Annotated in this window: 9 protein-coding genes and 2 pseudogenes; 4 read left to right on the forward strand and 7 right to left on the reverse strand. The window is 58.6% G+C overall.

From position 1 onward, the window contains the following. Window positions 1–46 precede the first annotated feature (46 nt). The gene (gene guaD / locus ACN0WV_RS17925) at window positions 47–1,402 is read left to right on the forward strand and encodes a guanine deaminase (protein WP_417607621.1); all 1,356 of its coding nucleotides are present in this window, start codon (window positions 47–49) and stop codon (window positions 1,400–1,402) included. Between the two features lie 224 nt (window positions 1,403–1,626). Here guaD and ACN0WV_RS17930 read toward each other — a convergent pair whose 3' ends face one another. Further along, on the reverse strand, window positions 1,627–1,836 hold the full coding sequence (locus ACN0WV_RS17930; RefSeq protein ID WP_417607623.1) for a hypothetical protein: 210 nt from the start codon (window positions 1,834–1,836) through the stop codon (window positions 1,627–1,629). Between the two features lie 275 nt (window positions 1,837–2,111). Between ACN0WV_RS17930 and ACN0WV_RS17935 the strand changes: the two genes are divergently transcribed. Both ACN0WV_RS17935 and ACN0WV_RS17940 read left to right on the forward strand, forming a co-directional pair. Next, window positions 2,112–3,287 (forward strand): efflux RND transporter periplasmic adaptor subunit, encoded by a 1,176-nt coding sequence (locus ACN0WV_RS17935; protein ID WP_417607625.1) that lies wholly within the window; start codon window positions 2,112–2,114, stop codon window positions 3,285–3,287. Between the two features lie 86 nt (window positions 3,288–3,373). Further along, window positions 3,374–6,478, forward strand: a complete 3,105-nt coding sequence (locus ACN0WV_RS17940) for an efflux RND transporter permease subunit (protein ID WP_417607626.1) — start codon at window positions 3,374–3,376, stop codon at window positions 6,476–6,478. Window positions 6,479–6,611: 133 nt separating this feature from the next. On the opposite strand, the gene arsJ is transcribed toward ACN0WV_RS17940, so the two are convergent. The 6 genes and pseudogenes from arsJ to ACN0WV_RS19535 all read right to left on the reverse strand — a co-directional run. Next, entirely contained in the window at window positions 6,612–7,889 is a 1,278-nt protein-coding gene (gene arsJ, locus ACN0WV_RS17945; RefSeq protein WP_417607628.1) for an organoarsenical effux MFS transporter ArsJ, read from the reverse strand. Beyond that, a complete protein-coding gene (locus ACN0WV_RS17950; protein WP_417607630.1) occupies window positions 7,886–8,884 on the reverse strand; it encodes an ArsJ-associated glyceraldehyde-3-phosphate dehydrogenase in 999 nt (332 codons plus the stop codon). The genes arsJ and ACN0WV_RS17950 overlap by 4 nt, the downstream gene beginning before the upstream one ends. Further along, window positions 8,881–9,726 carry an arsenate reductase/protein-tyrosine-phosphatase family protein gene (locus ACN0WV_RS17955; protein ID WP_417607632.1) on the reverse strand — a complete coding sequence of 282 codons (846 nt, stop codon included), beginning with the start codon at window positions 9,724–9,726 and terminating at the stop codon, window positions 8,881–8,883. The genes ACN0WV_RS17950 and ACN0WV_RS17955 overlap by 4 nt, the downstream gene beginning before the upstream one ends. A gap of 476 nt (window positions 9,727–10,202) precedes the next feature. Next, complete coding sequence (locus ACN0WV_RS17960) at window positions 10,203–10,769, reverse strand: c-type cytochrome (RefSeq protein ID WP_417607634.1); 567 nt, start codon at window positions 10,767–10,769, stop codon at window positions 10,203–10,205. Between the two features lie 8 nt (window positions 10,770–10,777). Next, entirely contained in the window at window positions 10,778–12,040 is a 1,263-nt protein-coding gene (locus ACN0WV_RS17965; protein ID WP_417607636.1) for a PQQ-dependent sugar dehydrogenase, read from the reverse strand. A gap of 200 nt (window positions 12,041–12,240) precedes the next feature. Next, window positions 12,241–12,483, reverse strand: a pseudogene (locus ACN0WV_RS19535) (IS6 family transposase); the annotation flags it as partial. A gap of 95 nt (window positions 12,484–12,578) precedes the next feature. Between ACN0WV_RS19535 and ACN0WV_RS17970 the strand changes: the two are divergent. Beyond that, window positions 12,579–12,972: pseudogene (locus ACN0WV_RS17970) on the forward strand (transposase); the annotation flags it as partial.

Consider the following 12,972-nt stretch of genomic DNA (forward strand, 5'->3'; position numbering starts at 1 on the left):
ACCACTGCCCCGGCAATGCCCTTTCATCCTTAATCCAGAGGTCAAAATGACCGAGACATTGCTGCGCGGCCGTTTGCTGACGTTCCACCGCGAACCGGCGGACGGTAACGACACCGACGCCTTTACCTATATCGAAGACGGTGCCTTGCTGCTTCGTGACGGGCTGATCGCCAAATCCGGCACGTTTGCCGATATTGCCGCGCAGGCCCCATTGGCGCCGATCACCGACCATCGACCACATCTGATGATGGCCGGGTTCATTGATACCCATATCCACTTTCCACAGGTGCAGGTCATTGCATCCTGGGGCGCGCAACTTCTGGATTGGCTTAACAATTATACGTTCCCCGAAGAGACGCGGTTTGCCGACGAAGATCACTGCGCGCTGATGGCGTCAGCCTTTTTCGACCAGCTTGTCGCGCATGGCACGACCACGGCCGTTGCCTATTGCTCGGTCCACAAGGCAAGCGTCGAGGCATTCTTTGCCGAGGCAACGCGGCGGAAGATGCGCATGTTGGGCGGCAAGGTGCTGATGGACCGCAACGCCCCCAACGGGCTGCGCGACACGCCGCAAACCGGCTATGACGACAGCAAGGCGCTGATCGAACGCTGGCACGGGAAGGGCCGGAACGGATATACCGTCACACCCCGGTTTGCGATCACCTCTACCCCCGAACAGATGGAGATGGCACAGGCGCTTGTTGCCGAACATCCCGACTGCCATGTGCAAACTCACCTGTCGGAAAACCATGACGAGATTGCGTATACAGCCACGCTTTACCCGCAGGCGCGCGACTATCTGGACATCTATGAGAGCTACGGGCTGCTCGGCCCCAAGACGTTGCTGGGTCACGCAATTCACCTGACACCCCGCGAAATTGATGCGCTGGCAGCGACAGGTTCGCATCCGGTGTTCTGCCCGACCTCGAACCTGTTTCTGGGCAGCGGGCTGTTCGACAACGCGGGACTGCGCGCGCGCGGCATCCAAAGCGGCATCGCAACCGATGTCGGGGCGGGCACCAGCTATTCCATGCTTCAGACGCTGAACGAGGGCTACAAGGTGCTACAACTTCAAGGCCAGTCGCTGCATCCGCTACAGGCGTTTCATTGGGCGACACGCGGCAATGCCGCAGTTCTGGGGATGGAGGACCACATCGGCACGCTTGATCCCGGCACCGAGGCGGACGTCATCATCCTGAACGCTCGTGCGACCGGCGCAATGGCCCTACGGACCGACCGCGCGACCACGCTGGCCGAGGAACTCTTCGTACTGCAAATGATGGGCGATGACCGCGCGATCGAAGAAGTTTATGTCAGCGGCAAACCAAGCAAGGCGCAGCGGCCCCGTCAAAAATTGGCGGACTCTGACGCCCGCACCTGCAAGGCAGAACCTGTGATTTGATCATCCTCGCGTCTCTGTTTCATCGTCGCTTTTATGAGGAGACGATGAAACAGACGCGTGAAACATCAAGAGTGCAGCCGACACGACGGTCACGAACACGCATGTCATGCCGTCAGTCCGCTGCTCGATCCCTGCCCGCGCAATCCCACCGGTTTGATCCTGGCCAGACCTCACGGCGTTTAAATCCCTATGGTGCGCGCAAGAACATCCACGCCCTGCTGTTTTCAGAAATGAAGCAGGTCGATGAACACCCAACTTTCCGCCAGCTTGCCCTCATGTCTGCGGTAGTTCTCCATGACGCGGACATCGCCGGTACGGCCCGCCACAGGCATGATCGAGCCGCAATTCGCGCCCCCCGCGCGGCAGAGCAAACTCGGTCCCTTCGCGAAGAAGCTGGCAGGCTGGTTGAAGACGGAGGCCGGAAAGTCGCGCAAGCAGCGGCTCGACGCGCCTGGCAACGCACATGAAATCCGGAACTTCACGACGCTGCACCGCGCGCCTTTGACCGAGGCGCCGGCTGTGCGGATGTCCATCCCGAATGCACAAAATCACAGCGAGTGTGCGTATTCGCTATGGCATTGCGCCGAAAATTGGGGCAGGTGCTGCGGGAAAGACCCTAAATCACGGTTCTCCCGAGCCGTTTCGCGTCATAATAACCGACCGCGGACATATAGTGTCGAAGACCATTTGAATAGCAAGGTAACCTATAATGCCGAAGCGCATCATTTCTACTGCTCTCGTGATTGCCGCGCTGGCAATGATGGGCACACCCCATCAGGTTGAGGCGCAGCAAGGCGCACAGGGCCGCCCACCCGCCGCAGTCACCGTCGTGACCGTGGAGCCGCAGACCACGACGCTGACCACGACTTTGCCGGGTCGTGTGGCGGCTTCGGCCATGGCCGAAGTTCGGCCACAGGTGGCAGGGATCATCACGCATAAGTTCTTCAAAGAGGGTAGATCAGTGGCAGAGGGCGACGCGCTCTACCAAATCGACCCGGCCAGCTATGACGCAGCACTGGCTCAGGCCGATGCCTCCGTAGCGCAGGCGCAGGCGCAGCTGAACGCGGCCTTGAAAGCCGCCGCGCGGGTGGACGAGTTGCAAGCGCGCAATGTTGCCAGTGCTCAGGCCAAGGACGATGCGGATGCTGCTCGTGCCAGCGCCGAAGCCAATCTTCAGGCGGCCCAGGCGCAGCGCGCCGCCGCGCAGATCGAGAAGGACAGGACGACCATTCACGCCCGTCTTTCGGGCGAAATCGGCTTGTCGCAGACCAGCCCGGGCGCGCTGGTCACGGCAAGCCAGGCCGTTCCGCTGGCCGTGATCCGCAACATCGATCCGGTCTATGTGAATGTCACTCAATCCGCAGCGGACCTTCTGGACTGGCGGCGCGGACAAGCGACGGCGCAACTGGAAAGCTTCGATCCGACCGTGATGCTGACCTTGGCCGATGGCAGCACCTTTGACCAGACAGGGAGTCTGACTGCCGCAGAGCCGAATGTTGACGAACAGACCGGAGTTGTCGTGCTGCGGATGGAATTTGCAAATCCCGACAAGCTGTTGCTGCCGGGCATGTATGTTCAGGTCGAACTGCCAACCCGCACCCTCGATAATGTCTTCCTGGTTCCGCAAGAGGCCGTCACCCGAGATCAGCGCGGCGAGGCGATCGCCCTTGTTGTCGACAAGGACAACGTGGTGCACGCCAAGGTTTTGAACGTCCTGACCGATCAGGGCTCCGATTGGATCGTCGATGCGGGTTTGACAGCGGGCGACCGCGTGATCGTTGCCGGGCTGCAAAAAACGGCACCCGGGGCGACCGTCGCCCCCGAAGAACGCGTGCAAGACGATGCGCCGGACGACAATGTCAAGAACGCGTCCGCCGCCGACTGACCTGAGAACACAGGCCAAATACCCGCCACGCGCCGCGTCAGATTGCCGTCCGCATTATTCCGAATTCCTGTTTCGAAAGAGCTAACATGGCCCGTTACTTCATCGACCGCCCGATCTTTGCTTGGGTCATTGCGCTTTTCATCTCTGGTCTCGGGATCCTTTCGATCCTTTCCCTTCCGATCGCTCAATATCCTCAGATTGCCTCGCCCTCGGTGGCGATCCGCGCCTCGTATCCCGGAGCCTCGGCGGATACCGTCGCCAACACCGTGACCCAGGTGATCGAACAGCAGATGACAGGGCTGGACGGGTTGCGCTATTTTTCGTCCAGTTCGACCTCTGCAGGTGGTGCCAGCATCACCTTGACATTCGAAACGGGAACCGACCCGGACATCGCTCAGGTTCAGGTTCAGAACAAGCTGTCGCAAGCGACGGCCCTGCTGCCGGAATCGGTGCAGCGCCAGGGGGTGACGGTTCAGAAATCCTCGTCGGGATTTCTGATGGTTGTGGCGCTGATTTCCGACGATGGCAGTTACAATGCGACCGACCTGTCTGACTATTTGTCATCCAACATCGTCAATGACATCAGCCGGGTGGACGGCGTCGGCAGTGTGCAGGTTTTTGGCGCGCAATATGCCATGCGGATCTGGCTGGACCCGGCAAAATTGGCGGCGTTCAACCTGTCGCCGTCCGATATCGTTCGGGCCGTATCCGAGGAAAACGCGCAGATTTCGGCCGGGTCATTCGGCGCGCGCCCCACTTTGCAGGGCCAGCAGTTGAACGCCACGATCACAGCCCAGTCGCTGCTGCGCACACCAGAGGATTTCCGCCAAATCGTGATCCGCGCCGAAACGGACGGCGGGTTGGTGCTGCTTCATGATGTGGCCCGCGTCGAGATCGGGGCAGAGAACTATTCGACCATTTCGCGGTTCAACCGCTCGAATTCAACCGGCATGGCGATTTCGCTGGCACCGGGGGCGAACGCATTGGACACCGCCGACGCGGTGGAAACCCGGCTTGAAGAACTCGCACAGTTTTTTCCCGACGGTGTGAGATATGTGATTCCCTATGACACAACACCTTTCGTACTGATTTCGATTGAGGAAGTGGTCAAGACGCTCGTCGAAGCGGTGGTGCTGGTCTTCCTGGTGATGCTGTTATTCCTGCAAAACCTGCGTGCAACACTGATCCCGACGCTGATCGTGCCAGTGGTCTTGCTGGGCACATTCGGGGTTCTGGCCGCCTTCGGCTTTTCGATCAACTCGCTGACCATGCTGGCCATGGTGCTGGCCATTGGCCTGCTGGTGGATGATGCCATCGTCGTCGTCGAAAACGTCGAACGGGTGATGGAACAGGAAGGGGCGACACCGCTGGAGGCCACGCGCAAATCGATGGACGAGATCACCGGCGCGCTGATCGGTATTGCGGTGGTGCTGACAGCCGTGTTCGTTCCGATGGCGTTCTTCCCCGGATCGACCGGGGTTATCTACAAGCAGTTCTCGATTACCATCATATCCGCGATGGTGCTGTCGGTGGTGCTTGCGCTAACGCTGACGCCGGCCCTTTGCGCAACCTTGCTGAAGTCCAAGAAAGAGGGCAAGCGTTCCGGTCCGTTCGCGTGGTTCAATACCGGTTTCGGTGTCACTTTGTCGGGATACGCGTCCAGTATCGGCTGGATCGTACGCCGCCCGTTTCGCGTGGGTCTAATCTATTTTGCGATCATCATCGCGACGGTGTTCCTGTTCATGCGCACGCCTGGCGGTTTCCTGCCGGATGAGGATCAGGGCATCCTGTTCACATTGATCCAGACACCCACCGGTGCCACCGCAGAGCGGACGCTGGAGGTGGTCAAGCAGGTCGAAGATTACTTCCTCGAGCAGGAAAGCGATGTCGTCGAGTCGGCCTTCGGCGTGGTTGGCTTCAGCTTTGGCGGCCAAGGTCAGAACCAGGCGCTGGCTTTCGTGCGGCTCAAGGACTGGTCCGAACGAACCGAACCGGAACAAAGCGTGCAGGCACTTGCGGGTCGTGCCTATGGGGCCCTTAGCCAGATCCAGGATGCGATGGTGTTTCCCATCGTCCCACCATCGGTCATCGAACTCGGCAACGCATCGGGTTTCGATTTCTACCTTCAAGCCCGCGCCGGCCAAAGCCATGAAGACCTGCTGAACGCCCGTAATCAGCTTCTTGGCTTGGCGGCGCAAAGCCCGCTGATCGCATCGGCCCGGCCCAGCGGGTTGGAGGACGCGGCGCAGTTCAATCTGGATATCGACTGGCGCAAGGCCGGGGCGATGGGCGTGTCGGCGACCGACGTTGGCACCTTGCTCACGACCGCCTGGGCCGGGCGGTATGTCAACGATTTCATCGACCGGGGCAGGATCAAGCGGGTCTATGTGCAGGGCGAGGCGTCTTCGCGTTCCACACCGTCCGATCTGGATAAGTGGCGCGTGCGCAATGCCAGCGGTGGGCTGGTTCCGTTTTCCAACTTCGCCGAAGCCTCGTGGATCTTCGGACCTCAGGGGATCAACCGCTACAACGGCGTGGCGGCGATGCAGATACAAGGCTCGCCCGCTCCGGGCGTCAGCACGGGCGAGGCGATTGCCGAGATTGAGCGCCTTGTGAGTCAATTGCCACCGGGCTTCGGCGCGGCTTGGACCGGCTTGTCGCTTGAAGAGCAGGAGAGCGGCAATCAGGCACCTTTGCTTTATGCGTTGTCACTGGCGGCAGTATTTCTGGCACTCGCGGCACTTTACGAAAGCTGGTCGATCCCGTTCGCGGTCATGCTGGCGATGCCCATCGGGTTGCTGGGCACTTTGCTTGCTGCGTGGCTGGGTGGGTTCGAAAACGGCGTTTTCTTCCAAGTGGGGTTGCTCACCGTGATTGGTCTGACCGGCAAGAACGCCATTCTTATCGTGGAGTTCGCGCGCGAACAGATGGAGTCCGGAAAACCGTTCCTTGAAGCCGCTGTAGAGGCCGCGCGTCAGCGTTTTCGGCCAATCATCATGACCTCCATGGCGTTTTCGTTTGGGGTGGTGCCGCTGGTTCTAAGCTCTGGCGCCGGGTCAGGTGGTCGTCAGGCGATCGGTGCGGCCGTGCTGGGCGGGACGTTGTCGGCGACGATCATCGGCGTGCTGTTCGTGCCCCTGTTCTTTGTCATTATCGCGCGGCTGACCGGCGAAGGAAGAGGATCGAAATAGCAGCCGCAGGGAGTGGACGAAAGGGCGTGGTATTGCCAAATATCAAGGGATATGCCGTCTAGGGACGAGGCCGACATGAAAATACCGGCCTCTCGCCCACGCCTTGATGGTTTCCACGAGCGTTCAAAATTACTCATGTCGTGCCAGCCTCTTTGTAATCTCCTGACAACTGGCCGGAGGTGATGGCAGAAACCGCAACCATCACGGCGGCCGTGGCAAGCATAAGCGTCAATCCCCCGACCTGATAAGTCAGACCTGACAATACGGTCCCCACTAGCCGCCCTCCGGCATTCGCCATGTAGTAGAAGCCCACATCCATCGTGACCCGCTCCGCCTTGGTAAAGGCAAGGATCAGATAGGAATGCAGCGCCGAATTGATGGCAAACAACGCGCCGAACGCCAAGAGCCCGACAACCAAAACCGCCGTCAACCATGTCTCTGGGCCCATTGCGATCCAGGCCGCCGCGGTCAGCGCTGCGGGGACCACCGCCAAGGCCCAGGCCCATCCCCGCGCTGCGTTGATCAATTGCGCTTCATTGCGGGTTTTGGCGCGCAACAGGCGTGGGGCTGCGGCTTGAATAGCTCCGTAGAGAATGATCCAGAGCGCCATGAATATACCGATCACGAAAAAGGCGGCGCGGTTGCCTGCTTCGGTCCCGTCGGACAACGCGGCGTAGAAATAGATCGGAATCCCGACGACAAACCAAACATCACGCGCCCCGAACAGGAAAACGCGGGCCAGTGACAGCCAATTCACGTTGGCCGATTTCGAGAGGACTTCAGAGAACTTGGCCCCTTTGCGCCCCTTCGGAAGCCCGGCTGGCATGGCGATCAGTACCGCGATGAGAATACCGAAGAGGACGGCGGCCATCCCGAGAACGGCGGTTGTGAAGCCAAATGTGGCCAGCAGGGCGGTGCCCAGCAGAAAGCCGAGCCCTTTCACGGCGTTCTTGGAGCCAGTCAGCAAGGCGACCCAGCGAAACAAGCCATCCCCTTGCGCAGGCGCCAGGATCTTTACGGCGGATTTCGATGACATTTTGGCCAGGTCTTTCGCAACGCCACTCGCCCCTTGGACGACCATCACAAAGGCAACCGACGCCCCTATCGCCCAGTTCGGGTCCAGTTGAGTCAGCGCCAAGAGCGCGAGCACCTGAAGGCCGAGCCCCGCGTAGAGCGTCGAGGTCAGGCCAAACCGAGCCGCAATCCACCCGGCGGTCAAGTTGGTGACCATGCCGGCGATCTCGTAGAGTACGAACAGGTAGGCCAGTTGTACCGGCGTGAAGCCGAGAGTGTGGAAATGCAGCAAAACAAGCATGCGCAAGGCGCCGTCTGTCAGCATGAACGCCCAATACGCGGCCGTAACGGCGATATAGGCCGACAGCCCCTCGGGCCGGGTTGACGTATCGGTCACACCGAGGCTCCGACCATCATTGCCACATCGACCAAGCGGTGCGCGTAGCCCATCTCATTATCGTACCAGGCGTAGATTTTCACTTGAGTGCCGTTGATGACCATGGTCGATGGCGCATCCACAATGCTGGACCGTTCGTCATTGGTGTAGTCGGTCGAGACCAACGGGCGCTCCTCATAGCCCAGAATGCCGTTCAAGGGGCCTTCTGACGCAGCCTTAAACAGGGCGTTGACCTCTTCGGGCGTCGTCTCGCGCTCCACTTCGAAAACGCAGTCCGTCAGAGACGCATTGAGCAAGGGCACGCGCACGGCATGGCCATTCAGGCGTCCGGTCAGCTCGGGATAGATCAGGGTAATTGCCGTGGCGCTGCCCGTGGTCGTCGGGATCAGGGAATTCAGCGCCGATCGTGCGCGGCGTAGGTCCTTGGCCGGACGATCCACGATGGTCTGCGTGTTCGTGACGTCGTGGATCGTCGTGATGGAGCCGTGTTTGATCTTCAGATTCTCGTGAATGACTTTCACGACCGGGGCAAGGCAGTTGGTCGTACAACTGGCAGCGGTCACGATGCGGTGGCGGTCCGGCTCGTAAATATCGTGATTGACACCATAGACGATATTGGCCGCAACCCCGTCCTTCACAGGCGCCGACACCGCCACCTTCTTCACGCCGGCAGCGAAATAGGGGGCGAGCTTTGCCTCCGTCTTGAAAGCGCCCGTGCAGTCGATCACCACATCAACACCGTCAAGCGGCAGCTCCGCGATGTTTCGCGTGCCGATAAACGGCAGACGTATACCGTCGATCGTGACGCTATCGGCATCATGCGCGAAGTCTGCCTTCCAGCGGCCGTGGACGGTGTCAAACTCAAACAGATGCGCATGCATTTCCGGGTCGCCGACAGCATCATTGATCCACGCGATCTTGGCACCCCGCTCCAGCAAAGGTTTCAAGGCCAGCTTACCGATGCGGCCAAGGCCGTTGAGGGCATAAACGGTCATGCGAAGTTTCCAATCGTAGTTTGACCCAGATCGTCTACCGCCTTTTGCAATGAGACCCGGTTCAACGATGCGAACGGGAGCGCGGTAAATGCGATGATGCGGTTGCGAAGCGCGTCGTAGGCCTGTTGAAAAGCGAGACTTTTTTCTGCATCCGACCCATCAATTTTGACCGGATCTGGCAAACCCCAGTGGGCACTCACTGGTTGCCCGTGCCACGCCGGGCATTCCTCATTGGCCGCCTGATTGCAGACCGTGAACACGAAATCGAAAGCGGGGGCCTCTGCACTCTGGAATTCAGCCAGGTTCTTGGATCGAAGCAGGCCGACGTCATGGCCATTTTTCTTCAGAACCTCGAGCGCGAAAGGGTTCAACTCTGAACGGGGCTTTGTGCCCGCCGAGTAGGCGACAAACCTGTCTCCCGCCACATCCCGCAGGATGGCTTCGGCGAAGATTGAGCGGGCAGAATTGCCCGTACAGATAAAGAGCACGTCATACTTCTGGTCAGGCATGGCATTGGATCCTGAAAGGGCGGCATACGCGTTGAGTGAGCAGATTTCCGGACGTCCGCGGCAACAATCGAGCAGCAGGTAATCGAAAGTTTCCCGCGTGGCGTCCATGTCGACGGCATAGCGCAGCGACGTGCCAACGCGTTCTTGCGTCACAAGTCCAGCTTGCATGAGCGCGTTCACATAGGTCGACAGCGTGTTAGGTTTGAGATCAAGCGCTCTGGCGAGTTCGGTCGCAGGAATGCGATCCGGATACCGACGCATTAGCAGGCGAAATACGGCCAATCTTTGAGGATGGCCGAGGACGGAGAGGCGGTTGGGGACTACTATTTCCATGATTCATGCATATATGAATTATAGAGGCATTAAAAGTGATGCTTTTGTGACAAGGCTTCGGGGATTAGGCTTGCGAGCTAGATAACAGACGTTGGATGAATGGCAGGTTTGTGCGCGGTGCTGCCGCTAAATTTGCTCGGCGCGAATGACGGTGCCGCTTTCGAAGCGGCGGTTCGATAAATCGCCGCCCTTTCAGACAGATCTCAATTGCCAGATCCGATTATCACGCTTGACCCCGTGTGACTTGCAGCGCGACCCACCCCAATTTTGGGCGACGTCATCGGCGACGCAGATCGTCAAACCACCACGCCGCCGCAGACTTTCATTGTAGGGCAACCAGTTCGTAACACGCGACTGTGCTTTGCGACATTTATCGCGACGTGCCTCATTGAACTTGTAGGGTATCAACCTTCACTCGCGTCAGAGAAAACGCTGAAAATACCGCGAGCCGCTGATGGCTCTAGAAAGCCTGACGATCACTCAGGCTGCTTGATCTCAAGTTGCACCTTCGCGTACCAGTTCGCAACCTCCCGGATTTCAGTATCGCTCAACTCGGCAGCAACTTCCGACATGATCTCGTGCTTTCGTTTCCCGATCCGAAATGCCTTGAGTTGGGTATCCAGGTAGATGTTCACCTCGCCCGCCAGATTGGGCACGTCCGGCAGAACCGAGATGCCGTCGATCCCATGACAGGACACGCAGGCCGCAGGCGCATCATCCGGATCAACGCCAGCCGGCAAAGTGGCGGTCGCATTGTGAGATGCGTACCATTCCGCGACATCCGAGATTTGCTGCGCTGACAGACCCGCCGCAACAACGGTCATCATCTCGTGCTGGCGCGCACCGGTTTTGAACGCCATCAACTGGGCTTCAAGATATTCTTTCGGCTCACCACCGATATGCGGCGCGATGGGTGTCTGCGCATAGCCGTCGATGCCATGACATGTTCGGCACATATTGGCGACTTTGTGACCTGCGGCCGGATCGCCAGCGACCGCCGGAGCACCCCCGGCGAACATCAGCACGCCGAGGATGGATATCATCGCAACTCTCATTCTGTCGCAGAAGGTTCATATGCGATACGCCAGATCGCGCCCGCGAAATCATCGGAGACCAGCATGGAGCCGTCTTTGAGGAATGCAACGTCCATCGGACGCCCCCGGTATTCGCCCGTCTCGTCGTTCAACCATCCATCCGCGAACACCTCGGTCGAGGCTGCGTTGCCTTCCTCATCGAGTGCGGTGAACATCACCCGCGCGCCAACCGGCGTGGTTCGGTTCCACGATCCATGCTGCGCCGAGAAGATGCCGCCATGATACTTATCCGGGAATGATGAATGCCCGTAAAAGCTCATCCCCAGGTCGGCCGCATGGGCCTGCATCTCAACCTGAGGTTCCACGAATTCGACACCTTCCGGACGCGCGACGTCTTTGAAATCAGGAATTTCAACGCCGGCATTGGTCCAGGGAAAACCGAAATGTTGCCCGGCAGAGGTCTGACGGTTCAGCTCTCCCGGCGGAATATCGTCGCCCATACCGTCGACCTGGTTATCGGTGAACCACAGGTCGCCATTGGCCGGATTGAAATCATGTCCGACCGAGTTGCGGATGCCTCTGGTATAGACCTCGCGTCCAGAACCGTCAGTGTTGACCCGGATAATGCCGCCGATGCCAATTTCGTCATACATCTCGACCTTCGCCGCAGGCTGGACGTTGTGCGGTTGTCCCAGGGAAATATAAAGCTTTCCATCAGGCCCCACGCGACAAACCCGTGCGGTGTGGTTGAAACTTTCTTCTTCGGCGGGGATCAACTCGCCTTGTGCGATAACCTCTCCGACAGCCGGATCCGGCCCTTCAAAAAAGAATTCAGCCGCAGGAAAACTCAGCACCCGGTTTCGTTCGGCAATATAAAGGAATCCATCGGGTGAAAAGCACGGACCATTCGGAATGTCGAAGGTGACAGAGGGTGCGAAATCCATGACCTCGTCTGCGACACGGTTGCGATCACGGTCAACGACAGACCAGACCTTGTCCTTCCGGGTACCAACGAACGTCACAGTCCCTTGCGGCGCAACGGCCATCGACCGGGCATCGGGCACGACGGCATAGAGGCTGACGGCAAAACCATCGGGGACGTTGATATGCGGCAGGATCTGCTTGAGCGCCGCTGTACGCTCACCATCCTGATCAACGTGGGTGAATGCCGCGTCGGTCTTTTGCATATTGGTCAGCTTGTTCATGTTATCTTGCGCCAGAGCGGGCGCAGTCAGCATGGTTCCGAGCAGAAGTCCGGAAATTGCGTATTTGTGAGTCATTGAGTCCCCCCGTTTTTTGTTAGAGCAGCTTTTCATCAAGGCAGTGGCATCGCTCCACGAAAACTACCATCGCCTTCCTCTAGGTAAGTTGTCAACTTTTTTGACCAATTTATCACTTTAAGGCGATTGTCATACATCGCTTTCGTAGGGGCATCATCAAGTTATCAGAGTGTCTTTCAGCGAAATCAGTAGGTTAGGTCTTATGTCGTCTTCAGCTCATGCGTAATGTCGTCCCAAATCCAGTGGGCATTGGCTCTGGTCTGGCGACAGGCAGCGACTGAAAACGTATGGCGGGGCGGACGAAATATGGTTTGGACGTGAACATGAACGGTAAGAAATCGCTGGGCTTGTCTCGGCGATTTGAGCCACCCCATACTCTTTTCTCACCTTCCGGTGGTCCGATGTGCCTCTTCAGATCGATTGTTGAAACCGTTGTGGCTGCGGGTAGTGTTTTGTCTGACGTCAGCACCTATGGGACAGATATGGCGATTTGAACAACGGAGGGTTTCTGGTTCATCGTAGCCTTTAAGGAGCGAAGATGAACAAGAAGCCCGGAACATCGAAAGATGCAGCTGACAAGCTGGTCAAGAACATCCGCCGCAAGGCCCGTCAGACCTACTCGGCGGAGGAGAAGATCCGCATTGTTTTGGCCGGATTGCGCGGCGAGGAAAGCATCTCGGCGTTGTGTCGCCGCGAGGGTATCTCTGACAGCCTGTATTATACTTGGTCGAAGGAATTCCTTGAGGCTGGAAAGCGTCGTCTTTCCGGCGACACAGCGCGTCAGGCGACATCGCCTGAGGTGAAGGAGTTGCGATCTGAGGCCATGGCCCTGAAGGAATGCGTGGCCGACCTTACCCTTGAAAACCGTCTGCTCAAAAAAAGCATGACAGGGGCTGGGGAGTTCGAGGAATGAGGTATCCAGCAACCGAGAA

The sequence above is a fragment of the Primorskyibacter flagellatus genome (genome assembly GCF_048268605.1).
GTDB classification, from domain to species: domain Bacteria; phylum Pseudomonadota; class Alphaproteobacteria; order Rhodobacterales; family Rhodobacteraceae; genus Primorskyibacter; species Primorskyibacter flagellatus.